Below are 25517 nucleotides of genomic sequence, written 5' to 3'. Positions count from 1 at the left end.
TCACCGCTCATCTCCTCGGTCACCTGCGCTGACCGGGCCGGGCGGGCCGCGGCTCAGCCCCGGGCGGCGCGTTCGAGGAGGGCGCCGGCGACGGCGCGCCAGCGGGGACGGAAGGCGTAGACGCCCGCGAGGCGCAGCCGGGTGGCCCGGGCGTAGGCGGCGACCCGCTCGGCGGGCAGGTCGGGTCCGGCGAGCCCGGAGCGGAAGCCGTCGCGGGCCGCGGCGGCGAGCTCCGCGGTGAGCAGGCCCTGGGCCTGGCGCAGCTCGAGGTGGACGAGGAGGTTGGCCACGTCCAGGGCACGCTCCCCGACGGCGAGGGTGTCGACGTCGATCATCCCGACCGTCCCGTCGTCGAGGAGCAGCTGCTTGTCGTGCAGGTCGCGGTGGAGCACCCCGAGCACCCGCTCCCCGGCACCGGACTCCAGCTCCGCCGTCACCCGCTCCCCGGCGCGGGCGACCAGCTCGCCGTCCAGCAGCCCGTGGGCCACGGCCGGGTGCAGCCAGTCGGCGAGGGCGTCGAGCTCGTCGGCGGCGGTGTGCCGCGGGTCGACCTGCTCGGCGGGGGCGGCGTGGAGACGGGCCACCGCGCGTCCGGCGGCCTGCCAGGCCGCGCGGGACGCCGCCGGCGTCCACCCGCCGTCGGCGCCGAGGTCGTGCAGGGTGCGCCCCGGCACGACACTCCAGCGCAGCACCCCCCGGGACACGGCCGAGCCGTCACGCAGCCGCGGCACCGGGACCGCGCCGGCGAGCAGCGAGGCGACGAGGTCCCCGCGGCGGACCAGGTCGGCGGCCCGGCTCGGCCGGACCACCTTGGCGTACTCCCGCACGGCGCCGTCGGGGTCGCAGACCCGTACGACGGCGCGGCGGCCGGGGCGGTGGGCGACCAACTGGGCGCCGTCCTCGCGGAGGACCTCGGACAGGGCGGGCAGCCGGGTGTCGGCGCCGTCGGGCTGGAGCAGGACGTCGCCGGCCACCCGGGCGGGGGCCGGTGTCCGGCGGGCCGCCCGCGCCAGCTCGGCCGGGTCGGCGAACCACTGCGCCGCGACGGTGGTGCCGTCGTCGTCCGCGAGCTCCCCGAGGGCGTGCGCCACGCCCCGCGGCCAGGCCCGGACGAGCCGGTAGCGGTGGGGGCCGTCGAAGACGACGTCGGGCATGCGGCGCAGGGACCGGCGGGCCGCACGCCGCGAGCGGGGCGCCGGCGCGGCGGGGGTGGGGGAGGCGTCGGACACGGGACGCCACGGGGGACGGGGGGTGGTCGCGTCGGGACGGGCGGTCATGCGGTCAGATCCTTCGCGACGCCGACGAGGTGGGCCACCCGGGCAGGCCAGTCGGGCAGGTGGCGGCGGAACGGCTCGGCGCTGCGCTGCAGGACGGCCGCGGCGCAGTGGAGCCGCAGGCGCGTGAGGTCGGCGGGGCCGCCGGCCACGCGGTACCCGGCGAGCAGCGGGCCCAGCACGTCGCGCGGCTCGGCCGGGGGCGCGCCGACGGAGATGAGCGCGCCGTACCAGGAGGCGAGGTCGGCCGCAGGGTCGTCGACGGACACCCGGTCCAGGTCGACGAGCGTCACCGGGGGTTGGTCGGCTCGGGCGGGATCGGCCGGGGCCGCGGCGCCGGCGGCGCCGGCCAGGTCCGGGCGCACCACCACCTGGTCGGCGGAGAAGTCCCCGTGCACGACGGTCAGCGCGGCATCCTCACCCAGGCCGGCGCGCACCCGCTCGGCGGTCGTGCGGGCGTCGGCCGCGACCTCGGGCAGGACCGCCCGCACGCCGGCGACCGCGGCGGCCAGGCTCGCCGCCCGGTCCACCCGGGTCAGGTCGGCCAGGGGCGGGCGGCGGTGCACACGGGCGAGCAGCTCACCGGCGCGGGCCCACAGGTCCTCGGTCGCCGGTCCGGTGAGTCGGTCGAGGGACGTCCCGGGCACCCACGCGGTGACGACGACACCGCGGTGACGGTGCACCCGGGTCACCGGTGGCACCGGCAGCCCGACGACGGCCTGGTAGCCGGCGCGCAGACCCGGGAGGATGCCCGGGCGGTGCACCTTGACCAGGGCGGGCGGGCTCCCGGCGCGGTCCCGGCGGGCCACCCAGCGGCGGCCGGGCTTGTAGACGAGCGGGGTCACCGTGTCGTCGGGGTGCCGGAGCACCCGCCGTACGCCGGGCAGGTGACGGTCGGCGGTGACGTCGGTGAGCGCGACGCCGAGCGCCCCGTCGAGCGCGGCGCCGCGGCCGACGTCGTCGCCCGCGCCGGCCCGCTCCACCTTGGCGAGCTTGTCCCGCGCGTCCGGACGCAGGGCGAGGGCCTGCGCGAAGGAGGTGGCGCCGTCGTCGTGGGTGAGGAGGAGCCCGGCGACGAGCGAGGTGCCCGGCTTGTACCGCAGGTAGCGGACCTGCGCGTCGGCGGCGCCCCAGCCCGGGGCGAGCCGCCGCACCAGCGGCAGCGGGTCGAGTACCGCGCGCAGCCCCGGCAGGGCCGGGTCGGCCGCGGCGAGGCGGTGGTCAGCCGGTACGACGGCGGTCACGGGTCTCCTCCGGGTCGTCGGGGTCCGGGACGGCGACGAGTCGGCGGTGCCGTTCCGGGTCGAGCAGGGTGAGCCGCGACCCGGCCCGGGCGAGCAGGTCCTCGGGCCGGCCCTGCTCGACCACGCGCCCGCGGTCCAGGACGACGACCTCGTCGCAGCTCAGCGCGTCGGCCAAGGTGTGGGTGATGACGACGGTGGTCCGTCCCTCGGCGAGCCGGTCGATGGCCTGGAGGACCTCGGCGGAGTTCTTCGGGTCCAGGCCGGTGGTGGCCTCGTCGAGGATGATGACCGACGCGTCGCGCAGGATGGCGCGGGCGATGGCGATGCGCTGGCGCTGCCCCCCGGAGAGCGTGTCGCCGCGCTCGCCGACCATCGTGCGGTAGCCGTCGGGGAGCCGGGTGATGAACTCGTGGGCGTTGGCGGCGCGGGCGGCGGCCTCGATCTCCTCCTCGGTGGCGCCGGGGCGGCCCATCTCGATGTTCTCCGCGACGGTGCCCTGGAAGAGCACCGACTCCTGCAGGACGACGGCGATGTGCGAGCGCAGCGACTCCAGGGTGACGTCGCGCAGGTCATGGCCGTCGATCCTCACCGCGCCGCGGACCGGGTCCTGCAGCCGCAGCAGCAGGGAGGCGAGCGTCGACTTGCCCGAGCCGGAGTGGCCGACGACGGCGACCTTGCGGCCGGGCAGGATGCGCAGCGAGACGTCGGCGAGCGCCCGGTCGGTGCCGGTGTAGGAGGCGGTGACGTTCTCCAGGCGGATCTCCCCGGCGAGGCGCTTGATGGTGTACGCCTTGGCGGAGTCGGTGACGTCCTGCTCGGTGTGCATGAGGTCGAGGATCCGCTCGCCGGAGGCGGCGGCCTTGGCGATGCGGCCGGTGTACTTGGCCAGGTCGCGCATCGGCTTGAACGCACCCTTGAGGTACTGGATGAACACGACGAGCTCACCGGGCGACAGGTGGCCGCGCACGACGGACCAGCCGCCGACGAGGAGCACCGCGCCGGTGGCGACACCGACGAGGACGTCGGTCTTGCGCTCCAGCGCCGCGGAGAGCCGGGTGGCCTTGACGCCCTCCTTGAGCTCCTGGTTGTTCGAGGCGGCGAAGGTCTGCTCGAGCCGGTCGGCCAGCGAGTACGCCTGGACCACCTTGATCGCGCCGAGGGACTCCCCGGCCGCACCGGCGAGGTCACCCTCCCGCCGCCGCTGCACGCGGGAGGCGGAGGTGATCTTGCGGGTGGACCGCGAGGAGGACATCGCGAAGAAGGGGAAGGCCGCCAGGACGACGAGCGCGAGGCGCCAGTCGAGGACGAACATGACGACGAGCATCGCCACGAGCGTGAAGACGTTGCCCAGGAGCGGCATCGCCGCGGTCGTGGCGACGTCGCGCAGGCGCCCGACGTCGGCGATGAGGCGGGTGATGAGGTCGCCGCCGCGGGTCGAGGTGTGGAAGCGCAGCGACAGGCGCAGGACGTGGGCGTAGACCTGGGCCCGCACCGACGTCATCGCCCGCGTACCGGCGAGGGCGAAGAGCACCGTCATGAGGTAGGAGGCCAGCGCCCGCAGCCCGGCGACCGCGACGACACCCACGGCGCACAGGACGAGCACCCGGACGATGCCCGGGTCCTGCGCCGCGCCGGGGGCGACGACGGCGTCGATGACGAAGCTCAGCGGCCAGGGCTGGAGCAGCCGGAAGGCGACCTCGGCGAAGAGCGCGAGGAAGCCGCCGACGACGATCCTGCGGTGCGGCCGCAGGTGGGGTCGCAGGAAGCTCCAGATCCGCCGCAGCGAGGGCAGGACGGCCCTGAGGTCGGCCGCCGGCTGCTGCTTCGCCATCAGGCCACCGCCCCCTTCCCCGTCCCCGCGCCCCAGGCCCACGTCCCGCCGGCGGCCGAGCCGCCGGCCGCCCCCGCCTCGGCGAGTGCCGAGCTGTCACCGAGAGCCGAGCTCTCGCCGGCGGCGACGGGCGGCACGCTCAGCAGCATGCCCGCTGCCGCCAGGGACCGCGCGACGACGTGGGTCCAGGTGTGGCCCGCCACGACGTGCTCCCGTGCCGCAGCACCGACCCGCGCGCGCAGGCGACGGTCGGCGGCGAGCTCCCGGAGCGCCTCGGCCAGGGCGGCCGGGTCGGAGCCGGGGACGAGGAAGCCGGTGCGCCGGTGGTCCACCACACGTGGCAGCTGCCCGACGGCGGAGGCGACGACGGGCAGGCCGGCGGCCATGTACTCGTAGACCTTGAGCGGGGAGAAGTAGCCCTCGCCGACGGCGGGGTAGGGCGCGGTCGCGACGTCCATCCGGTGCAGGTGGCCCGGGACGTCGACGGGGGCGACGGCCCCGGTCATCTCCACCGCGTCCGCGATGCCGAGCGCCTCGGCCTGCGCACGCAGGGCCGCCGCCTGGGGGCCGTCCCCGACGAGGAGGAGGCGCGCGTCGGGCACCGCGCGACGCAGCAGGGCGTGCGCCTCCAGCAGCGTCTCGGTGCCGTGCCACGGCTTGAGCGTCCCGACGAAGCCGACCGTGAACGGCCGCTGCGCCGGTGCGGCGGGCGGGGCGGGGACGACGCGGGTGACGTCCACGCCGTTGGACTCGACGACGACCGACGGGTGGGCGGTGCCGGCGGTGGTGCCGGTGCCGGCGGCGAGCTCGGCCCGGACCCAGTCGGCGACGGGCTGCGAGACGCAGACGACGGCGCTCGCGGCGGCGGCTGCTCGCCGGATCACGGCGTGGGCCTCGGCGGCGTGCACCAGGCCGCGGTGGCGGGCCTGCTCCTCGGGCAGCGGGGCGTTGACCTCGAGGATCGCCGGCACCTGGTGGTCGCGGGCGTAGCCGGTGCCCGCGGTGCTCCACAGGGAGTAGCGCTCGTAGACGGCGTCGAACGGTCCGGCGGTCTCCATCACCTGCCGCAGCTCGGCGTCGGCGGCCATCGCGCGGCGCTCGCGGTCGGCGACGTCCGTGCCCCTGATCCGGCCGAGCTCATGGACGACGAGCCGGCCCGCGGCGCGGGCGGCGGCTGCGGCGGGCCACGGCTCGCCGTCGGTGCGGCGGCAGAACAGCTCGACGGTGTGCCCGGCCTCGAGGAGGACACGGACGACCTCCTGGACGTGGACGGAGGCGCCCTTCGTGCCGAAGACGGGGATGCCGGGGTCGGCGCAGACGTAGGCGATGTGCATCAGCGCACCTCCTCGAGGTGGCGGCTCGCGCTGGTGGCGCGTGCGCTGTGGGTGGGGAGTGGGCTGTGGGTGGGGAGTGGGCTGTGGGTGCCTGGGTGGGGGTGCTGGGGGCGGGGGCGCGGAGCGGGGGTGCGGGTGGCGGCCTCGAGGGCGGCGACCTGGCGGCGGGTGTCGAACTCGCGCTCGACGAGGTCGCGGGCGGCGCGGGCCAGCCGCGTGCGCAGCGCGTGGTCGTCGAGCAGCCGCACGACGGCCGCGGCGAGGCCGACCGGGTCGTGCTGGGCCACCTCCAGGCCGGTCTCCTCGTGGCGGATCGCCTCCGTGATGCCGGTGACGTCGGTGGACACGCACGGGGTGCCGAGTGCCATCGCCTCGAGCAGGACCGTGGGCAGCCCGTCGGCGTTGCCGTCGGAGCCGACGACACACGGCGCGGCGAAGACGGTCGCCGAGTCGACCTGGGCGCGCACCTCGTGCTGGGGGAGCGGGCCGGTGAGCTCGACGAGGTCCTCCAGCCCGAGCCGGGCGACCTGGGCCCGCAGCTCGGCCTCCTTCTCCCCGCCGCCGACGATGCGGGTGCGCACCGGCCGGCCGGCGTCGCGCAGGTGGGCGATCGCGTCGACGAGCACGTCGAAGCCCTTCTTCTCCACGAGCCGGCCCACGGCGACGACGTCCACCTCGCCGGTCTCCTGCGCCGACGGGGCGGTGAAGCGGAAGGCGTCCAGGTCCAGGCCGTTGTAGATGCGGTGCAGCCGGGTGCGGGCGACGGCGTCGGGGTAGGTACTGCGCAGGTAGCGCTCGTTGTAGTCGCTGATCGTCACGACATGGTGCGCGTCGGCGATCTTGCGGGCCAGGTCCCGCGGGTCGACCGAGCTGTGGAAGATGTCCTTGGCGTGCGCGGTGAAGGAGTACGGCACCCCGGTGAGCAGCGAGGCGAGCCGGGCCACCGTCGTCGCCAGCGAGGCGAAGTGGGCGTGCAGGTGGGTGATGCCGCGGCGCACGACCAGCACGGCGAGCTCGAGGGCCTGGCCGGCGTCGGAGGCGTCGGCCGCGAGCAGCTCGGGCAGCGCGCGGTGGAGCAGCGGCAGCTCCGGCTCGGCCTGGCGCAGGGCGTTCCACAGCTCCTCGGTCTTGCGCGCCCGGGGGACGTAGGTGACGGGGGCGCGCACATCGGCGAGGGCGCTGTGGAAGCGGGGGTCCACCGGCGGGCGCAGCGAGAACACCTCGATGTCGGCGCCGCGTGCCTCCCGGCCGAGCAGCTCGGAGACGATGAACGTCTCGGAGAACCGGGGGTACATCTTCAGCACGTAGCCGATCCGCTCAGGCGACATCGGTCTTCTCCTTCGTGGTGACGAGGCCGGCGAGCAGGCGCGGCAGGCGGGCCAGGCCGTCGAGGTCGACGGCGGTGCCGCCCGCGGGACGCGGGCCGTGGACCGCGGAGTCGAGCCAGGCCTCCAGCACGGTGGGGGTGAGCTCGTCGGGGAGGAGGTGGTCGAGCTTGCCGGCGGCGGTGAGCAGCTCGGCGCGGACCAGCTGCTCGCGGCGGGGCCGCACGCGGGGAACGACGAGCAGCCGGGCGTCGAGGGCCAGCGCCTCGCACACGGTGTTGTACCCGCCCATCGCGACCACGGCGGAGGAGCGGGCGATGAGGGCCTCGGCGTCGTCGACGTAGGTGCGGACGGTGAGGTCGGGGCGGTGCGCGGCGATGTCGGCGACCCGGCGCACGTCCTCGGCGGGCATCTGCGGCCCGGTGACGAGGACGCCGTGGTGGCCGGCGGGCATCGTCGTGCGGACGAAGGTCTCGGCGAGCTCGGCGCCGTCGGCGCCGCCGCCGACCATGGCGAGGACGTAGGGCTCCTCGACCTCGGTCACCGGGGTGACCGGTCCGCGCCCGGCGGCGAGGTACCCGGTGTGGACGGTGCGGGTGGGGGAGAGCCCGAGCTCGGCGGCGAGGTCGTGGACGGCGCGGTCGCCGTACACCCACACCTGGTCGTACCAGCGGCGCAGCGCCTGGGTGGAGCGGTCGGCCGCCCACTCCCGCCGGGAGGTGACGGCGTCGTCCAGGACGTCGCGCAGGCCGAGGACGATCCGGGTGCCGGCGGCCCGCAGCTCCTCCAGCGCCGGTTCGAGCTCGCCGTGGAAGCCGCGCGGGTGCTTGTCGACGATGAGGACGTCGGGCAGGAAGGAGCACAGGGCGGCGGTGAGGATGCTGCGGCGCATGTGCCGGATGTGCGGCTCGTCCACGGACAGGTGCCGCGCGGAGTACACCCCGTCGGCGTCCTTGCTCAGCGCGGGCAGCGAGACGAGGTCGACGTGCGCGGGACGGTGGACGGTCACCGCCTCCGGGGCGCCGGTGAGCAGCAGGACGTCGGGCGCGGGGTCGAGCGTGGTCAGCGCCCGGGCGATGGCGAGGTTGCGGCGCACGTGGCCCAGGCCCAGCGCGTCGTGGGAGTACAGCGCCACCCGCAGCCGTCTGCCGTCGCTCCACCCGGACCCCGCCCAGGGGACGTCGTCCCCGTGGCCGGCGACCGACCGGACGGTCGGCTGGGCTGTCATGGTCATGCGATGTCCCCCTTCTGGCGAGCGACCCCGGTGGGTCCGCGGCATGCCAGTGAGTTCATCGCCTGTAGGTGAAACGTCCGTGATGAGCAGATGAGACACCTCTCATCAAGGTGGCGGACGGCGACCGTTCACCTCGGCGACGTCAGGACGCGGCCGAGAGCAGGCCGAGGTGCAGCGCGCGCAGCACGGCGCGGGTGCGGTCCTTGACGCCGAGCTTGGCCAACACCGTGGAGATGTGGTTCTTCACCGTGCCCTCGGCGAGGAAGAGCGCCTGGGCGATCTCCCGGTTGGTGAAACCGCTGGCGAGCAGCCGCAGGACCTCCGTCTCCCGCGGCGTGAGCGGCTCGGGTGCGGGCAGGTGGGTGAAGTCGTCCGGGACGGGCGCCGCGCCCAGGCCGCGCAGCAGTCGGTCGGTGAGCGCCGGCTGGACCAGCGTCCCGCCGGTGGCGAGCGTGCGGATCGCACCGACGAGCTCGTCGAGGCTCACGTCCTTGAGGAGGTAGCCACGGGCTCCGGCCCGCAGCGCGCGCAGGACGAGCTCGTCGTCGTCGAAGGTGGTGAGGACGAGCACCGGCACCTCGCTGCCGCGCTTCCGCAGCTCCTCGAGCGTGGCGATGCCGTCACGGCCCGGCATGCGCAGGTCGAGGAGGAGGACGTCGGGCCGCTCCTGCGTGACCCGGACGAGCGCCTCGTCGCCGTCGGCGGCGTGCCCGACGACGGCGACCTCGCCGCTCAGCGCGAGCAGGCTCTCCAGCCCCTGCCGCATGAGCGTCTGGTCGTCGGCGATGACCACGCGGATCACGCGGGCACCCCCGCGGCCAGGGGGAGCCGCACGCGCACCCGGAAGCCGGCGGCGCCGTCGAGCTCGACCGTGCCGCCGAGGGCCGCGGTCCGCTCGGTGAGCCCGTTCAGGCCGTTGCCGAGGACCGGCTGCGGCGCGCCGACGCCGTCGTCACGGGCGTCCAGGCACAGGACGCCGTCGGCCTCCACCAGGCTGATCCACAGGTTCTCGGCGCGCGCGTGCCGGATGGTGTTCGTCGCGATCTCCTGCACCGCACGGACGAGAGTCGCGGCGTGCCGGTCGTCCGGGGCGAGCCCGGGCGCGACGTCGAGGTGCACCCGCGGGTGGGGGATCTCCTCGGTCACCCGGGCCAGGGCGCCGGACAGGTCGAAGCTGCGCTGCCGTTCCGTCCCGACGACGGAGCGGACATCGGCGAGCAGCTCCCGGGCCAGGCCGCGGGCGCGCAGCACGTGCTCGCGCGCCGGTCCCTCGGCCCGGTGGGAGGCGACCTCGAGCTCCACGGAGAGCACGGTGAGCTGGTGGCCGAGGACGTCGTGCAGCTCGCGGGAGATGCGCAGGCGTTCCTCCGCCTGGCTGGACTCGGCGAGCAGGGCGCTCGTGCTGCGCAGCTCGACGTGGGCGACGGACAGGTCCTGCAGGGCGGTCGCCACCCGCTGCAGGCTCCACGCCATCGCGGCGCTCGCCGCCTGGAGGAGCGTGTAGAGCACGACGGACACGAGGAGCCACCGCGGTGAGACGGGCCCATCGCGCAGCGGCCCGAGCCCCGCTCCGGCGGCGACGACCACCCCGGCGTTCCACAGCACGACGGCGACGATGCCGCGGGTGCCCAGGTGCTCCGCGGCGAGCGCGGCCCCGAGGACGAGGAGGATGTAGACGAGCCCGCCCTCGCTGGGCGAGAGCAGGACGAGGGCACTCGTGGGCAGCACCGCACCGACGACGAGCAGCACACGCCCTCGTGGTGTGGGCGGCGGGCTCCGGAGCGCCGCGAAGGCCATCCCGGTGAGCGCGCCGAGGTAGACCGCGAGCCACGGCACCAGCGCCGTCCACGAGCCCACCTCGAGCACCGCCCAGCCCTCGACCCCGCCGATGAGGAGGCACAGGACGAGCATGGCGGCACCCGCCCACAGCTGGACCCTGCCCGCGCGCTCCATGGCGGCCACCCTACGGAGCCGGCGCCGCGCGGGACACCTGCCGGAAGTCACGGGTCGCATCGGTGACGACCGGCAGATGTGGTGGCGGTGCGGCCGTTCCTAGCGTGAGGTGCGCACCGGTCGGAGGGGCCGGTGACCCGCGCCCGGCCCCATGCCATGCGTGCTGCCGGGCGCGGGCACCACGACGAAGGGGGATGACCGTGCCGGTCATCGAGATCCACGACCTGGTCAAGAGCTACGCGGGCCGCAACGTCGTCGACGGCCTGAGCATCACCGTGGAGCCGGGGGAGGTGCTCGCGGTCCTCGGCCGGAACGGCGCGGGGAAGACGACGACGGTCGAGTGCGCCGTCGGGCTGCGCCGCCCCGACGGCGGACGGGTACGGGTGCTCGGTGTCGACCCCTGGGTGGAGCGCGCCCGGGTACGGCAGGCGGTGGGCGTCCAGCTCCAGCAGGCCCACCTGCACCCCAGCCTGACCGTGCGCGAGCTCCTCCGGCTGTACCGGTCCTTCTACCACGAGGGGCACGACCCGGACGCGCTCGTCGAGCGGCTGGGGCTGGGCGCGGTGCGTGACACCCGCTTCGAGCACCTCTCCGGGGGTCAGGCCCAGCGGCTGAGCATCGCCCTCGCCCTCGTCGGGCGGCCGCGTCTGGCCGTCCTCGACGAGCTGAGCACGGGCCTGGACGCACTCGCCCGCCGCGGCATCTGGGAGGTGGTGCAGGAGATGCGGGAGGAGGGCGTCACCGTCCTCCTCGTCACCCACGCCATGGAGGAGGCCGAGCGGCTCAGCGACCGGGTGGCCGTCATCGACGCAGGCCGGGTCGTCGCCCTCGACACCCCGGCGGGTCTCGTGCGGCGCGTCTCCGGAGGTGACTGCGTGCGCTTCCGGGCCCACGCCCCGTTCGCCCCTGAGCTGCTCACCGGACTCCCGGGCGTCACCGACGTCGCGGTCGAGGGGGACGTGGTCCGCGTCCGGGGGCACGGCGACCTCGTCCGGGAGGTGACCGGTGCGCTGCTGCGCCACGACGTCCCCGCCACCGACTTCCGCACCACGACCGCCACGCTCGACGACGCGTTCCTCGAGCTCACCGGCCACGTGCCCGGTGAGCCGGAACCGGTCGCCGAACCGAGAGGAGCAGGACGATGACCGACACGACAACCACACTGCCCCCGGCCCGCCCGGTCCCCGCCGCGGCGTGGGGCCGGCTCCTGGGTGCCGAGGCCCGCATGGTCGCGCGGGACACCGCCGGGCTCGTCATCCCGGTGGCGCTGCCCGTGCTCCTGCTCCTCGTCAACGGCCTGGGCCGAGAGGTCGACACCGTGCTGCCCACCGGGGCCACGGTGATGGACGGCGTCGTCATGCCGTTGACGACGACGATGGTCGTCGCCCTTGTCGGGGTGGTGAACATGCCCTCGTTCCTGGCGACCTACCGCAGGTACGGGATCCTCCGGCGGCTCGCTGTCACCCCCGCCCACCCGGCGATGGTCCTCACCGCCCAGATGCTCGTCTCCGCGGCGCAGGTGGTGCTCGGCGTCGGGCTCATGCTCGGGGTCGGCCTGCTCGTCCTCGGGGTGACGCTGCCCGCCGCGGCGGGCTGGGCCGCCGTCGTCGGGGTACTCGTGCTCGCCGCCATGTACGGGGTGGGCACGCTCATCGCCGGGCTCGCCCCCTCCGTCAACGCAGGGTTGGCGGCCGGGCTCGTCGTCTTCTTCGTCATGCTCGCCACCGGAGGAGGTTTCGGGCCGGTGGCGGACCTCCCGGACGCGCTGCGCACCGTCGGGGAGTACCTGCCCTACGGCGCCGGCACGCAGGCGCTCGCCGCCGCCTGGGCGGGGGAGCAGCCACCGGCCGTCGACCTCGCGGTGCTCGGTGGCTGGGCGCTGGTGGCCGGTGGTCTCGCGGCGAGGTTCTTCCGCTGGACCTGAGGTGGCGTCACCGGGGACGTGCGCGCTCGTCCCGGTTCTCGCAAGGCGGGTGACGGAGGTGAGCGCGGGCGCCGTGGGCAGCCGGTGTGGCACGGTCCGCAGCAGCGACCCGAGCAGTGTGCGGTCGCCGACGGCGAGGCGTGTCGTTGCGGCCAGGCTGATCAACTGGTTAGCATACTGACCATGCGATCAGCGACCGACGACCTTCATACGCGGGCACGGATCAGGGACGCCGCCATCGCACGCTTCGGCCGGGACGGGTTCGGGGTGGGGGTACGGGCGATCGCCGCCGACGCCGGCGTGAGCCCGGCGCTGATCTTCCACCACTTCGGCTCCAAGGACCGTCTCCGGGAGGCGTGCGACGAGCATGTCCTTCAGGTGGTGACGACCGCCAAGCACGACTCCGTCGGGGCGGCTGGGCCGGAGCACATGCTCGCCCAGCTCGCCGCCGTCGAGGAGTACGCACCCGCCGCCGCATATGCCGTCGCGAGTCTCGCCGCCGGCGGCAGCCTCGCCCGGCAGCTCGTCGAGCGCATGACCGCGATGACGGTCGACTTCCTCGAGGCGGGAATCGCTGCCGGCACGGTCAAGCCCAGCCGGGACCCGCGCGGACGTGCCCGGTACATGGTGTACAGCGGCCTGGGCATGCTCCTGCTCGCCTACCGGCTGCAGACCGACGCGGGCGAGGCCCTGGACATCGGGGCCGCCTTTGCCGCGCTCACCCAGGACACCGTCGGCCCCGCGCTGGAGCTGTACACCGAGGGGCTGTTCACCGACGACCGCTTCCTGCGCGCCTACCAGGCCGCGCAGGTACCGACCGCTCCGACCGAGCACCAAGGAGAGCCCCGATGACACCCGCCATCGAGGTCCGCGACCTCGTCAAGACCTTCGGCCCGACCCGAGCGCTGGACGGCGTCGACCTCACCGTCCGGCCGGGGGAGGTGCACGGCTTCCTCGGACCGAACGGTGCCGGGAAGTCCACCACGATCCGTGTCCTCCTCGGACTCCTGCGCGCCGACTCCGGCACGGCCCGCGTCCTGGGTGGCGACGCCTGGGAGGACGCCGTCGCGCTCCACCACCGCCTGGCCTACGTGCCGGGCGACGTCTCCCTGTGGCCGAACCTCACGGGCGGTGAGGCGATCGACCTCTTCGCCCGGCTGCGCGGCGGCGTCGACCGACGCAGGCGGGAGGCGCTCATCGAGCGCTTCGACCTCGACCCGACGAAGAAGGGCCGCACCTACTCCAAGGGCAACCGGCAGAAGGTGGCGATCATCGCGGCCCTGGCCTCCGACGTCGAGCTCCTCATCCTCGACGAGCCGACGGCGGGCCTCGACCCCCTCATGGAGGCCGTCTTCGCCGATGTCATCGCCGAGGAGCACGCCGCGGGCCGCACCGTGCTGCTCTCCAGCCACACCCTGGCTCAGGTGGAGAAGCTCTGCGAGCGGATCTCGATCATCCGACGGGGCGTCGTCGTGGAGTCCGGCTCGCTCGCCGAGATGCGCCACCTCACGCGCACCACCGTCGACGCCGTGACCGAGCGGCCCGTCGACCTCACCGGGCTGACCGGCGTGCACGACCTCACCGAGAGCCGCGGCAACCGACTGCGGCTGGACGTCGACTCCGAGCACCTCGACGCCCTCGTCGGCCGGCTGCACGCGGCCGGGATCCGGTCGCTGGTCTCCCACCCGCCCACCCTCGAGCAGCTCTTCATGCGCCACTACGGCGAGGACGTCGCCGAGCTGGAGGGCGCGGCAGCCGCTGTCGGCGGCCACCGCGGCGACGGGGAGGCCCGGCGATGACCTCGGTGACCAGCACGCACGTCACCGCGGTGCGGCGGCGAGAGGCCCGGTTCGCCGGGCTGTGGACACTGCTGTGGTTCGCGCTCCGCCGCGACCGGGTCCGGCTGCCCGCCTGGATCCTCGGCATCACCCTCGGGGTGGTCTCCTCGGCGGTCAGCTTCCCCTCGATCTACCCCACTGCCGAGGACCGCCTGGGCGCCCTCCTGACGATCGACAACCCCGGCACGACGGCCCTCATCGGGTCCGTCTACGGCGACGGCGACTACACCTACGGGATCATGGTGGGCCACGAGCTGCTCGTCCTGACCGCCGTCGCCGCCGCCCTGATGAGCATCCTCACCCTGGTGCGGCACACCCGCGCCGAGGAGGAAAGTGGGCGTGCCGAGCTCGTCCGCTCCTCGGTGGTGGGCCGCCACGCTCATGCGGCGTCCGCCGTCCTCCTCGTCATCGGTGCCGACGTCGTGCTGGGGTTGGTGCTCGCCGGCAGCCTCGGCGCCCTCGGTGTCGAGACCGTGACGTGGCGGGGCTCGCTGACCTTCGGGGCCGCCGTGGCCGCCGTGGGGTTCGTCTTCGCCGGGGTCGCGGCGGTGACCGCACAGCTGACCGAGAACGCGCGCACGGCGTCGAGCAGTGCGGGCCTCGTGCTCGCGCTCGCCTACGTGCTGCGAGCGATCGGTGATGTGGGCAACGAGACCGCCTCCTGGCTCTCCCCGATCGGCTGGGCGCAGGCCACCGAGGCCTACTTCGCCGACGACTTGGCTCCGCTCGGGCTCGCCCTGCTGACGGCCGCCGTCCTGCTCACCGTCTCGGCCCCGCTGAGCCGACAGCGCGACGTCGGCGCCGGCGTGCTGGGCACGCGGCCCGGCCCGGCTACGGCCGGCCCCGCGCTCGGCGGGCCGTTCGGCCTCACCTGGCGGCTCGTGCGCGGGAACCTCGTCGGGTGGACGGCCGGCCTCCTCGCGTTCGGGCTCATGTACGGGCCGGTGCTCTCCGAGGCCTCGACCTTCCTGGAGGACGTGCCGATCATGGCCGAGTTCCTCCCCGACGCAGACGCCACCGGCGCCGAGCTGTTCGGCGCCACCGTCATCGCCCTCGCCGCGATCGCCTGCGCGGTGCCGGCCCTCCAGGTGCTCCTGCGCCTCCGCACGGAGGAGGTCGCCGGTCGCGCAGGACCGCTGCTCGCCACCCCGCTGTCCCGGGCCCGGTGGATGGTGTCCGGGCTGGTCCTGGCAACCGTCGGCGGTGCGGTCGTCCTCCTCGTCACGGGCCTGGGGGTCGGCCTGGGTGCCGGGCTCTCCATGGACGACCTCGGCTGGGTGGGCACGAGTGTGAGCGCGGCGGTCTCCTACCTACCCGCGATCGCCGTGACCATCGGTGTCGCGGGGGTCCTCCTGGGGTGGTTGCCGCGGGTGACCGGCTGGTCCTGGGCGTTGGTCGTCCTGTCCGTCGTCGTCCTGTACTTCGGCGGGATCCTCGACCTGCCCCAGTGGCTCGTGGACCTCTCGCCGTTCTCGCACGTTCCCCAGCAGCCGGCGGTCGACCCCGACGTCGGGCCACTCGCCACGCTCGGCGCGATGGCCATGGCGCTCATGGCCGCCGGCGTCCTCGGGGTCCGCAGGCGGGACATCCAGGAGGCGTGAGCGGAGCCGGGCGGCTTGAGGTGTACTCGGCCGACCGGCCGGCGACACTCGCCGGGCCGGGTTCGTCGACCTGAGGCGGGCCTCCGGGTGGGCTGGGACGTGTCGAGAGTCCCTCAGCGAGGGACCCGCACCGTGGTGACCAGGTCGGTGACGCTCGGGTGGTGGGGCGCCGAGCCGAAGCCGAAGCGGACCGGCGGGTCGAGGGGGTGCAGCGGGCCGAGGTCGGTGCCCTCCCACCTGGTGCGGGCGGCGGCGAGACGGTGCAGCGCGGTGGCTCCGTAGTGCTCGGTCCGCCCGCCACCGGCCGAGCCACGGGTGCGGACCCCGCGCAGCAGGGCCCGGGCCACCGGGTCGCTGACGAGCGTGAGTGCCGGCGCTGCGGCCACGCGCCTCGGCACCGCGCGCAGCAGCCAGCCGAGCGGCGGACGTCGACCGACGCCCAGCCGCGCGGACAGCGGCCCCGCGTCGACCTGCCACCGGTGCCCCGCCGCGGTCGGGGTGCCGTCGAGGGGCTGTCCGCTCGCGAGCAGCGTGACGGTGACCGGTACGACGACGGTCGCGTCGAAGCGGTACGTCGCCGCGACGAACGCGACGACCTCGGCACTCGGCGCGAGCAGCAGCCGTGCGCCGTCGGGCCGCTCCACCATGACGTCGGCGAAGGCACCGAGCGGGGAGTCGTGCCAGGCACCGAGGACGAACCGGGTCCCGCCCGCGGTGCCCCACCCGGCGATCCGGCCGGCGAAGTGCCAGGAGCGGGTGTGACGGGTGGAGCGCACCGGCCCATGCTGCGTCGGCCGGCCTGCGGGCGCACCTCGGTCGGCACCGCGTCCGGCGGCGCACGGACCCGACCCACCGAGCCGCGGCGCCGGGCTCCTCGCCACTCACTGCCCCCGACCCGCTTCTCTGTCTGCTCACGCAGCGCCTACCCTGGTGGGGCACTGGAGGGAGAGCCATGCGGATACTGGCCGCACTGTCCGGCGGGGTGGACTCCGCCGTCGCCGCCGCGCGCGCGGTCGAGGCGGGGCACGACGTCGTCGGCGTGCACATGGCGCTGTCGCGCTCCCGCGCCCAGCACCGCACCGGCTCACGCGGCTGCTGCTCCATCGAGGACGCCTCCGATGCCCGCCGCGCGGCCGACGTGCTCGGCATCCCGTACTACGTGTGGGACCTGTCGGAGGAGTTCGAGGAGACCGTCGTCGCCGACTTCCTCTCCGAGTACGCCGCCGGCCGCACCCCCAACCCGTGCGTGCGGTGCAACGAGCACATCAAGTTCTCCGCGCTCCTCGACCGCGGTGTCGCGCTCGGCTTCGACGCCGTCGCCACCGGCCACTACGCCCGCATCGTCGAGCGGCCCGACGGCGTGCGCGAGCTCCACCGCGCCGTCGACCTCGCCAAGGACCAGTCCTACGTGCTCGCGGTCATGGGCGCCGAGCGGCTGGCGCGCTCCTACTTCCCGCTCGGCGACGCGCCGTCGAAGGACGCCGTGCGCGCGGAGGCCGCGGCGCGGGGGCTGAGCGTGTCGGCCAAGCCGGACTCCTACGACATCTGCTTCGTCGCCGACGGCGACACCCAGGGCTTCCTGCGATCGCGGCTCGGCTCCCGGCCCGGCGTCGTCGTCGACCACGAGGGCAACGAGGTCGGCACCCACGACGGCGCCTACGCCTTCACCGTCGGGCAGCGCAAGGGCCTGCGGCTGGGGCGCCCCGCACCGGACGGGCGGCCGCGGTACGTGCTCGAGGTCGACCCGCGGGCGAACACCGTGGTGGTCGGGCCCAGCGAGCTGCTCTCCGTCACCGAGCTGGCCGCCGACCAGACCGTGTGGCTCGCCGACGACGTCCCCGCCACCGACTGGACGACGGCGCAGGTCCAGGTGCGGGCGCACGGCGAGCCCGCCGGAGCGCAGGTCCGGCGCGAGGACGACACGCTGCAGGTGCGGCTCGACGAGCCGATGCGCGGGCTGGCGCCGGGCCAGTCCGTCGTGGTCTACGAGGGCACCCGGGTGCTCGGGCAGGCGACGCTCACCCGCGCCGGTCGCGCCGCGGCGGCCCAGCCCGCCGTCGCCGGGGCACGCTGACGCCCCGCGCGAGTGGATGCGCAGCGTGGGCCGGGCGGCGATACCGTCCCCTCCATGAGGATTCTGGTCGCCGGGGCTTCCGGGTTCATCGGCACGGCGCTGCGTCGAGAGCTGGAGGCGGACGGCCACGAGGTGCGCGCCCTCGTCCGCCGCCCGGCACGTGACGCGACGGAGTACGAGTGGCAGCCCGCCGAGGGGCGCATCCCCATCGTGGCGGTGGAGTGGGCCGACGGGGTGGTCAACCTGTCGGGCGCGTACCTCGGGCGGGTGCCGTGGACCCGCGCCTACCGCCGGGAGATCTACTTCAGCCGCGTCACTGCGACCCGCACCATCGCCCGCGCCATCGCCGCGGCCGACGACCCACCGCGGGTCTGGGTGAGCGGCTCGGCCACCGGCTACTACGGGCACCGCCCCGGGGAGCTGCTCACCGAGGACTCGCCGGCCGGGGAGGGCTTTCTCGCCGGCGTCGTGTCGCGCTGGGAGGCGGCGACGGCGCGCGCCGACGACGTCACCCGAGTGGTCCACATCCGCACCGGCGTCGTGCTCGCCGACGGAGGGTCGCTGTCACCGCTGCTCCTCGCCACCCGGCTCGGTGCGGGGGCGACGATCGGCACCGGCCAGCAGCTGTGGCCCTGGATCTCGCTGGAGGACGAGGTGGCGGCGATCGTCCACCTGCTCACCCGCTCCGAGCTGTCCGGCCCGGTCAACCTCACCGGTCCGGAGCCCGCGCCGTCGGCGGAGATCACCCGGCTCTACGCCCGCGCCATGCGTCGTCCGCACCTGCTGCGAGTCCCGGACTGGCTGCTGCGGCTCGTCGTGGGGGAGCCGGCGGACGAGATCCTCCTGCCCGACCAGCGCGTGGTGCCCACCCGGCTGCTCGCGGACGGGTTCGAGTTCCGCCACCCGACCGCGCAGGAGGCAGTGGCAGCAGCGGTGCTGCGCTGAGCGGCGTCACCGGGAGCGGAGGATCGTGAGGATCTCCCGCACGTCGGAGCGCACGCTGCCGATCGCGGTGTCGATCTGGCCGAAGCGCTGGTCGATGTCGTTGAACCGCTTGTCGATCTGGCCGAAGCGCTGGTCGATGTCGTTGAACCGCTTGTCGATCCCCTCGAACCGCTGGTCCAGCCTGTCGAAGCGCTGGTCGTGCTCGACGAGCTTCGTCTCGATGGCGGCGAGCTGAGCGGAGTGCTCGGTGACGGTGGAGGCGACGTCCTCGAGACGCTTTCGCGTCTCGCTCATGAGGTCGTACAGAGCCTCGATGTCGTTGGTTGCCTGACGCAGGCGACGTGCCTCCGGGCTGCTCTCCATGGACACACGGTACGCCCGGCATCCGACCTTCGACAGACCGCCGGCTCGAGCTGTGGACAAGGCCGCGCCGACCCACGGCTGCCTACTGCCGGCGCACGAGCGCCCGCAGCGTGACCACCACGCCGAGTACGCACCACAGCGCGAGGACGAGCAGGTCCTGGCCGCCGGCGGTGAAGGTGTCCGACGCCAGCCCCGCCCGCAGCAGGTCCGCCCCCGGCCGCGCGGGCAGCACGTCGTGCAGCGAGCGGAACCAGGCCGGCAGCTGGCTCTCCGGGAAGGTGATGGGGGAGAAGAGCAGGACGAAGAACACGAGCACCTGGCTGATGAGCTGGGCCAGCAGCGGCGCCATGCTCACCGCGATCGCGTACCCCACCGCCGTCGCCATGAGCGTGACGAGCACGGCGGCTGCGATGAGCACCGGCCAGTCGAAGGAGAAGTCGAGGTCGTAGCGCAGCGCCGCGACGAGCACCGCCACCGCGACGCTGGGCAGCGCGATGAGCAGCCACACCGTCATGTCGGCGGCCAGCAACAGTGGCCGGGCCAGCGGCAGGGACCGCATGTAGTTGAACGTGCCCGCGGTGCGGGCCTGGGCGACCCCCTGCGGGACGATGACGAGCCCGATCGTCAGGAGCAGCACCGTCGGCGCGCCCGTGGAGAGGAACAGGGCGGTCCCCGGGTCGATGTCGGGGATGATGAAGCCGAACCCGATGATGATGCCGGCGGCGAGCAGTGCCTGGACGACGACGACCAGCGGCAGCAGCGCCCCGATCTGCGCGAGGTTCCAGCGCAGCAGGGTGACGAAGGACGTGCCGATGCCCACCTGTACCGGGGCAGGGGCGGAGGGACGGGCGGTGGTGACCTCAGACATGGGCGGGCTCCTGGGCGGGGGACTCGGTGGTCTCGGTGGTGTCGTCGGGCGAGGTGAGGGCGAGGTAGGCGTCCTCGAGGGTGGCCGGGGCGAGGGAGTAACCGTCGATCCGGCCCTCCTCGCGCAGCGTCGTCGCCCACGCGACGGCACCGGCGGCTGCGTGGGACGGGACGGTGAGCAGCACCCGCCGCCCGACCCGGACCTGACGCAGCACGGACAGCGCCGACGGGTCGAAGGTCACCTCCCCGGTGTCGGGTGGCAGCTGCAGCTCGAGCCGCAGGTCGGTGTCCTGGGTGCCGCGCAGCCGGGCGGGGGAGCCGGCGGCGACGACCCGACCGCGGTCGAGGACGACGAGCTCGTCGACGATCCGCTCCGCCTCGGTGACGTTGTGCGTGACGAGCAGGACGCCGGCGCCCGCGTCGGCCCGGCGGCGCACCGCCGTCCACAGCAGGCGGCGGCGGGAGGCGTCGATGTCGTTGGTCGGCTCGTCGAGGACGAGCAGCGGGGTGGGGGCGGCGACGGTCATCGCGAAGGCGGTGAGGCGCCGGATGCCGCCGGACAGGCCGCGGCCCTCGGGCAGGGCCTGCTTGTCCAACCACGGCAGGATGTCGAGCTCGGCGGCCAGCTCCTCCGCCGCGGCCTTGGCCTGGCGCGTGCTCAGCCCGCGGATCCGCCCGGCGATCTCGATCGCCGCGCGCGGGGTGAGCCCGTCGATCGGGGCCTGCGCCTGCGGCTGGAGCGACACGTGCCGGCGCGCCGCCGCGGGGTTGCGCACGGCGTCCACGTCCCCGACGCGGATCGTGCCGGCGTCGGGGCGCAGCAGTCCGACCACCTGCGACACCAGGGTGGTCTTGCCCGCCCCGTTGTGGCCGAGCAGCCCGACGACCTCGCCCGGGCGCACCCGGAGGGAGACGTCGTCGTTGGCCACGACCTTGCCGAAGCGGCGGGTGAGCCCGGCGACGTGGAGAACGTCTGTCTTCATCGAGGTCCTTCCAGATACCAGCGGTATTCGGATACTGACGGTATCTCGATACCGGTGGTACGTCAACGCCGTAGCATGGGGTGCGATGGACCTTCCCGACCCGATCTCCCGCCGCGACCGGCAGCGACAGACCCGCGAGGCGCTGATCTTCACCGCCCGCATGGTCTTCGCGGAGGACGGCTACCACGGCGCGAGCCTGGAGGAGATCGCCCGCCGGGCCGGCTTCTCCAAGGGCGCGGTCTACTCCAACTTCGACGGCAAGGCCGGGCTCTTCCTCGCCGTCATGGACGCCAACATGGAGATCGCCTTCGAGGCGGCCGACTCCTGGGACCCGTTCGGACGTCCCGAGCCGCCCCAGCCCCCCGCGGTCACCGGTGACTGGGACCCGGAGGAGTTCGCCCGTTCGATGATCGGGTTCTCCCTGGCCACCCTGGAGTTCATCGCGGCCGCCGCGCGCGACGAGGCGCTCGCCCCGGAGCTCGGCAAGCGGCTGCGGCGGTTGCTCGACGCCTACACCGGGATCGCGCGAGAGCAGCGCGCGGAGGGGGACCCGATGACCGCCGAGGAGCTCGGCGTCCTGCTCGCCGCGCTCGACCAGGGGGCCGGCATGCTCACCGTGGGCGGCTCCGGGGTGATGGACCAGCGGCTGCTCCAGGCGGGGATGCGCCGCCTGCTCGACCCCGCCCGGGCGGCCACGACCCCGCCGGACGACGACGGCGTGGAGGGGCTCGCACTGCACTCCGAGGAGATCCAGCGGCGCATCGCCGCGGCGGTGCGGGAGGGGCTGACCGAGCTCAGCGGCGAGCCAGGTCCAGCCGAGTCGGGGTGACCGCGGCGGCGTCGACGTCCTCGGGGCGGGGGATGGTGGTGCCCGGCAGGCTCGCGGCGGCGCTGCCGTAGGCGACGGCAAGGGCGAGCGCGCGGTCCAGTGACAGGCCCCGCTCGGTGCCCAGCAGGTAGCCGAACAGGCTGGAGTCCCCGGCTCCCACCGTGCTCACCACGGTGGTCGGCGGAGCGGGGGCGTGCCAGGCGCCCTCGCCGGTGACGAGGACGGCGCCCGCACCGCCGAGGGTGACGAGCACGGCTCCCACCCCCTGGGCGGTGAGCTCCTGGGCAGCGACCGCGGCGGCCCGGGGATCGCCCTCGAGCGCCTCCGCGTCGGCGCCGGTGAGGGTGGCGAGCTCCTCCCCGTTCGGCTTCATCAGGTCCGGGGCGGCGGCGGGCAGCGCCTCGGCCAGGGCGGCGAGCGGCGCCTCGCTGGTGTCCACCGCCACCCGGGCGGAGGTCTCCCGCAGCCTGCCGACGAGCTCGGCGTACCACCCCGCGGGCGCCCCCGGCGGCAGCGAGCCGGCGAGCACCACCCACGTGGCCTGCGCGGCCAGCTCGACGACGGCCGCGGCGAGCAGGTCGAGATGGCGGCGCTCGACCGCGGCACCGGGGTTGTTGATCTTCGTCGTCGTGCCGTCCGGCTCGGTGATCGTGAGGTTGACCCGCACCGGCCCCGCGGGCTCCTGCGGGCGGCACGCGATCCCGGCGGCGCTCAGCTCGGCGACGAACGGGTCGTCCGCGCCGGCGGGCAGCACCGCCACGGTCGGGACCCCCGCCGCGACGGCGGCACGCGAGATGTTCACCCCCTTGCCGCCGGCCTGGGACGTCATCGAGGCGGCGCGCAGCACGGCGCCCCGCTCCAGGGGACCGGTGAGGGTGATCGTCCGGTCGATGCTCGGGTTGGCCGTCAGGGTGAGGATCATGCCACGACCACCTCTACGCCGTGCGCGGTGAAGGTCTCCAGCGGGACGGCCTGGGGCTCGGCGTCGGTGACGAGGACGTCGACGTCGCCCAGGTCGGCGAAGCTCACGGTGGTGTCCCGGCCCACCTTGGTCGAGTCGGCGAGGACGACGACGCGGCTCGCCGAGCGCACCAGCGCCTCCTTGACCGCCGCCTCCTCGAAGTCGGGGGTGGAGAAGCCGTGCTCGGCGGTGATGCCGTTGGTGCCGAGGAAGGCGACGTCCACCCGCACCCGGTGCAGCGTCTGCGTCGTGATCGAGCCGACGGCCGCCTGGGTGGTGTTGCGCACCCGCCCCGGCAGCAGGTGCAGCTCCACCCCGCTCGCCTGGGCGAGGCGGGCGGCGATCGGGACGCCGTTGGTGAAGGCGGTGATCCGGGCGTCGGGCGGGATGACGTTGACCAGCCGCGCCGTCGTCGTCCCGGCGTCGATGGCCACCGTCCCGCCGTCGCCGGGGAGGTAGCGCAGGGCGGCCAGGGCGATCCGTTCCTTCTCCCGCGCCCGGGTGGCGTCCCGCTCGTCCAGCCGGCTCTCCATCGCCGAGAGGGAGGCCGCCGGGACGGCCCCGCCGTGGACGCGGCGCACCAGGCGCATGCGCTCCAGCGCGCTGAGGTCGCGGCGCACCGTCTCGGTGGTCACCGAGAACTCCTCGGCCAGCTCGGTGACGGCCACCCGCCCCCGGGTCAGGACGAGCCGGGCGATGGCCTGCTGCCGCTCCTCTGCGTACACACTGCTCCCCTCGGTGACCGGACCGGGCCGGCGGGACGTGACCGCCGGCCCGGGCTGATGCTACGGCCGCCGCTCAGGGCTCGACGGTCACCTTGATCGCCGTGCCGCTGCGGACGAGGTCGAAGGCCGACAGGACGTCGTCGAGCGGGATGCGGTGGGTGATGAGGTCCTTGACCGGGACCTGGCCGGAGGAGATGTACTCCAGCGCCCGCCTGTTGTGCTCCGGTGCCGAGCCGTTGGCGCCGTGGATGTGCAGCTGGCGGTAGTGGACGACGTTGGAGTCCAGCGCGATGACCGGGTCGGTCTTCGGCAGCCCGCCGAAGAAGGAGATGCGCCCGTTGCGGGCGGCCATCGCCACCGCATGCTCCTGGGCCACCTTGGCCGCCGTGGCGGTGATGACGACGTCGGCGCCGCGTCCGCCGGTGAGCTCGTAGACCTTCTCCACGACGTCCACCTGGGAGCCGTCGATGGTCCCGTCCGGGCGGGCCACCTCCGCCGACATCGCCAGCCGCTCGGCGTTGACGTCGACGAGGTAGACCTCCCCGGCCTGGTGCACGCCGCGGGCGATACGGATGTGCATGCACCCGATCGGTCCGGCCCCGAAGACGACGACGACGTCGCCCGGCTCGATCCCGAGCAGCTCCTGGGCGTTGATGGCGCAGGCGAGCGGCTCGGCCGCGGAGGCCTCGTCGAAGCCGACGTTGTCCGGGATCCGGTTGAGCCCGTCGACCTTGAGCACCTGGCGGGGGACGACCATGTACTCGGCGAAGCCGCCCTCGTACTGGTAGCCCATCGAGGTCTGGTTCTGGCACACCGCCATCCAGCCCTTGCGACACTCGTGGCACTCGCCGCACGGCACGGCGGCGATGACCTGGACGCGGTCGCCGACCTGCCAGTCGGTGCCGTACAGGCGGGAGACGTCGGCGCCGACCTCGACGATCTCGCCGGCGATCTCATGCCCGATGGTGCGCGGCGGGCTGAGGTTCTGGTGCCCGTTGTGGAAGATCTTGACGTCGGTGCCGCAGGTGGAGCAGTTCCGCACGCGGATCTTCACCTCGTCCGGGCCGCAGGTCGGCTCCGGGTAGTCCTCGAGGCGCACGTCCTCGGGCGCGTAGAAGCGCAGGGCCTTCATCGGTACTCCCAACGGTCGGCGGGTGTGACTTCGGACGCTGTCACCCCATCATAGCCACAAACTCCCACACGTGAATGGTTGGGAAGTGTTGGCTTTTCGTGGGTGGGGCGGTTTAATGGGTCCCGATGCGTGACGTGCATCACCGGTCTCGAGGAGGAGAGATGACCGCATCCACTGACGTGAGGCCCGAGCGCGCGGGCCGCGACCGCGGGGGCCTGCGGGTCGCCGTCCAGAAGCTCGGTACCGCACTGTCCAACATGGTCCTGCCCAACATCGGGGCCTTCATCGCGTGGGGGCTCATCACCGCCCTGTTCATCGAGGCGGGCTGGATCACGCTCGTCGGGGACAGCTTCTTCGGCCGCGCGCCGGCGGACGGCTACGGCTTCGTCGAGACCTTCGGCGGCTGGGGCGCCGGGGAGGGCGGCGGCATCGTCGGCCCGATGATCACCTACCTGCTGCCGATCCTCATCGGGTACACCGGCGGCCGGATGATGTACGACGACAACATCCGCGGAGGCGTGGTCGGCGCCATCGCCACCATGGGCGCCGTCACCGGTGCCTCGGTGCCGATGTTCCTCGGCGCCATGGTCATGGGCCCGCTCGCCGGGTGGTCGATGAAGAAGCTCGACGCCCTGTGGTCCGACCGCATCCGGCCCGGCTTCGAGATGCTCGTCAACAACTTCTCCGCCGGCATCTGGGGCATGCTCCTGGCCATCGTCGGCTTCGTCGCCGCGGGCCCGTTCGTCGAGGCCTTCTCGCGGGTGGCCGGCAACGTCGTCGACTTCCTCGTCGAGAACAGCCTCCTCCCGCTGACCTCGATCCTCGTCGAGCCGGCCAAGGTGCTCTTCCTCAACAACGCGATCAACCACGGCGTCTTCACCCCGCTCGGCACCACCCAGGCGGAGGCCAACGGCCAGTCCATCCTCTTCCTCATCGAGGCCAACCCCGGGCCCGGCCTGGGGCTGCTGTGCGCCTTCATGGCCTTCGGGACGGGGATGGCGAAGGCCTCGGCACCGGGTGCGGCGCTCATCCACTTCGTCGGCGGCATCCACGAGATCTACTTCCCCTACGTGCTCATGA

24 protein-coding genes are annotated in these 25517 nt (G+C 74.4%); 9 read left to right on the top strand and 15 right to left on the bottom strand.

What is annotated here, in order from left to right; all coding sequences use genetic code 11:
• Positions 1–53: 53 nt before the first annotated feature.
• The 8 genes from Q0195_RS14280 to Q0195_RS14245 all read right to left on the bottom strand — a co-directional run bounded on the left by Q0195_RS14280 (position 54) and on the right by Q0195_RS14245 (position 10195).
• A complete protein-coding gene (locus tag Q0195_RS14280; RefSeq protein ID WP_299279708.1) occupies positions 54–1277 on the bottom strand; it encodes a phosphotransferase in 1224 nt (407 codons plus the stop codon).
• Positions 1274–2518, bottom strand: coding sequence for a phosphotransferase (locus Q0195_RS14275; protein ID WP_299279706.1), 1245 nt, complete (start codon positions 2516–2518; stop codon positions 1274–1276). Before Q0195_RS14275 ends, Q0195_RS14280 begins: the two co-directional genes overlap by 4 nt.
• On the bottom strand, positions 2496–4349 hold the full coding sequence (locus Q0195_RS14270) for an ABC transporter ATP-binding protein (RefSeq protein ID WP_299279704.1): 1854 nt from the start codon (positions 4347–4349) through the stop codon (positions 2496–2498). Before Q0195_RS14270 ends, Q0195_RS14275 begins: the two co-directional genes overlap by 23 nt.
• Complete coding sequence (locus tag Q0195_RS14265; RefSeq protein WP_299279702.1) at positions 4349–5683, bottom strand: glycosyltransferase family 4 protein; 1335 nt, start codon at positions 5681–5683, stop codon at positions 4349–4351. The genes Q0195_RS14270 and Q0195_RS14265 overlap by 1 nt, the downstream gene beginning before the upstream one ends.
• Positions 5683–7011: a glycosyltransferase family 4 protein gene (locus tag Q0195_RS14260; RefSeq protein WP_299279700.1), complete on the bottom strand. Its 1329-nt coding sequence runs from the start codon at positions 7009–7011 to the stop codon at positions 5683–5685. The genes Q0195_RS14265 and Q0195_RS14260 overlap by 1 nt, the downstream gene beginning before the upstream one ends.
• Positions 7001–8242: a glycosyltransferase gene (locus Q0195_RS14255; protein WP_299279698.1), complete on the bottom strand. Its 1242-nt coding sequence runs from the start codon at positions 8240–8242 to the stop codon at positions 7001–7003. The genes Q0195_RS14260 and Q0195_RS14255 overlap by 11 nt, the downstream gene beginning before the upstream one ends.
• Positions 8243–8384: 142 nt before the next feature.
• On the bottom strand, positions 8385–9044 hold the full coding sequence (locus Q0195_RS14250; protein WP_299279696.1) for a response regulator transcription factor: 660 nt from the start codon (positions 9042–9044) through the stop codon (positions 8385–8387).
• On the bottom strand, positions 9041–10195 hold the full coding sequence (locus tag Q0195_RS14245) for a histidine kinase (RefSeq protein WP_299279695.1): 1155 nt from the start codon (positions 10193–10195) through the stop codon (positions 9041–9043). Before Q0195_RS14245 ends, Q0195_RS14250 begins: the two co-directional genes overlap by 4 nt.
• A gap of 194 nt (positions 10196–10389) precedes the next feature.
• On the opposite strand from Q0195_RS14245, the gene Q0195_RS14240 reads away from it, so the two are divergent.
• The 5 genes from Q0195_RS14240 to Q0195_RS14220 all read left to right on the top strand — a co-directional run bounded on the left by Q0195_RS14240 (position 10390) and on the right by Q0195_RS14220 (position 15558).
• Positions 10390–11340 (top strand): ABC transporter ATP-binding protein, encoded by a 951-nt coding sequence (locus Q0195_RS14240; RefSeq protein ID WP_299279693.1) that lies wholly within the window; start codon positions 10390–10392, stop codon positions 11338–11340.
• Positions 11337–12119 carry an ABC transporter permease gene (locus tag Q0195_RS14235; protein WP_299279691.1) on the top strand — a complete coding sequence of 261 codons (783 nt, stop codon included), beginning with the start codon at positions 11337–11339 and terminating at the stop codon, positions 12117–12119. Before Q0195_RS14240 ends, Q0195_RS14235 begins: the two co-directional genes overlap by 4 nt.
• A 183-nt stretch (positions 12120–12302) precedes the next feature.
• Positions 12303–12971 carry a TetR family transcriptional regulator gene (locus tag Q0195_RS14230; RefSeq protein WP_299279689.1) on the top strand — a complete coding sequence of 223 codons (669 nt, stop codon included), beginning with the start codon at positions 12303–12305 and terminating at the stop codon, positions 12969–12971.
• Positions 12968–13918, top strand: a complete 951-nt coding sequence (locus tag Q0195_RS14225) for an ABC transporter ATP-binding protein (RefSeq protein ID WP_299279687.1) — start codon at positions 12968–12970, stop codon at positions 13916–13918. The genes Q0195_RS14230 and Q0195_RS14225 overlap by 4 nt, the downstream gene beginning before the upstream one ends.
• Positions 13919–13923: 5 nt before the next feature.
• A complete protein-coding gene (locus Q0195_RS14220; RefSeq protein ID WP_299279685.1) occupies positions 13924–15558 on the top strand; it encodes a polyketide antibiotic transporter in 1635 nt (544 codons plus the stop codon).
• A gap of 113 nt (positions 15559–15671) precedes the next feature.
• Here the strand turns inward: Q0195_RS14220 and Q0195_RS14215 are convergent, their stop codons facing one another.
• Entirely contained in the window at positions 15672–16334 is a 663-nt protein-coding gene (locus tag Q0195_RS14215) for a hypothetical protein (protein WP_299279683.1), read from the bottom strand.
• A 176-nt stretch (positions 16335–16510) separates the two neighbouring features.
• Here Q0195_RS14215 and mnmA point away from each other — a divergent pair, with 176 nt between their 5' ends.
• Positions 16511–17632, top strand: a complete 1122-nt coding sequence (mnmA, locus tag Q0195_RS14210) for a tRNA 2-thiouridine(34) synthase MnmA (protein ID WP_299279681.1) — start codon at positions 16511–16513, stop codon at positions 17630–17632.
• Positions 17633–17686: 54 nt separating this feature from the next.
• Positions 17687–18577 carry a TIGR01777 family oxidoreductase gene (locus Q0195_RS14205; RefSeq protein WP_299279679.1) on the top strand — a complete coding sequence of 297 codons (891 nt, stop codon included), beginning with the start codon at positions 17687–17689 and terminating at the stop codon, positions 18575–18577.
• A gap of 6 nt (positions 18578–18583) precedes the next feature.
• Here Q0195_RS14205 and Q0195_RS14200 read toward each other — a convergent pair whose 3' ends face one another.
• The 3 genes from Q0195_RS14200 to Q0195_RS14190 form a co-directional block, all read right to left on the bottom strand.
• Entirely contained in the window at positions 18584–18940 is a 357-nt protein-coding gene (locus Q0195_RS14200; RefSeq protein ID WP_299279677.1) for a hypothetical protein, read from the bottom strand.
• 82 nt (positions 18941–19022) lie between these two features.
• Positions 19023–19808 carry an ABC transporter permease gene (locus Q0195_RS14195; protein ID WP_299279675.1) on the bottom strand — a complete coding sequence of 262 codons (786 nt, stop codon included), beginning with the start codon at positions 19806–19808 and terminating at the stop codon, positions 19023–19025.
• Entirely contained in the window at positions 19801–20790 is a 990-nt protein-coding gene (locus Q0195_RS14190; protein ID WP_299279673.1) for an ABC transporter ATP-binding protein, read from the bottom strand. Before Q0195_RS14190 ends, Q0195_RS14195 begins: the two co-directional genes overlap by 8 nt.
• Before the next feature lie 85 nt (positions 20791–20875).
• Here Q0195_RS14190 and Q0195_RS14185 point away from each other — a divergent pair, with 85 nt between their 5' ends.
• Positions 20876–21619, top strand: coding sequence for a TetR/AcrR family transcriptional regulator (locus Q0195_RS14185; RefSeq protein ID WP_299279671.1), 744 nt, complete (start codon positions 20876–20878; stop codon positions 21617–21619).
• On the opposite strand, the gene pfkB is transcribed toward Q0195_RS14185, so the two are convergent.
• The 3 genes from pfkB to Q0195_RS14170 form a co-directional block, all read right to left on the bottom strand.
• The gene (gene pfkB, locus Q0195_RS14180; RefSeq protein WP_299279669.1) at positions 21585–22541 is read right to left on the bottom strand and encodes a 1-phosphofructokinase; all 957 of its coding nucleotides are present in this window, start codon (positions 22539–22541) and stop codon (positions 21585–21587) included. The two genes, Q0195_RS14185 and pfkB, sit on opposite strands and share 35 nt — an antisense overlap.
• The gene (locus Q0195_RS14175) at positions 22538–23305 is read right to left on the bottom strand and encodes a DeoR/GlpR family DNA-binding transcription regulator (RefSeq protein ID WP_299279667.1); all 768 of its coding nucleotides are present in this window, start codon (positions 23303–23305) and stop codon (positions 22538–22540) included. The genes pfkB and Q0195_RS14175 overlap by 4 nt, the downstream gene beginning before the upstream one ends.
• Positions 23306–23378: 73 nt before the next feature.
• Entirely contained in the window at positions 23379–24437 is a 1059-nt protein-coding gene (locus Q0195_RS14170) for a zinc-dependent dehydrogenase (RefSeq protein ID WP_299279665.1), read from the bottom strand.
• 161 nt (positions 24438–24598) lie between these two features.
• On the opposite strand from Q0195_RS14170, the gene Q0195_RS14165 reads away from it, so the two are divergent.
• Positions 24599–25517 (top strand): PTS transporter subunit EIIC (locus tag Q0195_RS14165; RefSeq protein WP_299279663.1); only part of this gene is annotated, 919 nt, incomplete at its 3' end.

This window comes from uncultured Georgenia sp. (assembly GCF_937958535.1).
In the GTDB taxonomy this organism is placed as follows: domain Bacteria; phylum Actinomycetota; class Actinomycetes; order Actinomycetales; family Actinomycetaceae; genus Oceanitalea.
The sequence above is the reverse complement of the archived record's forward strand: the minus strand, read 5'-3'. Positions and strand labels throughout refer to the sequence as shown.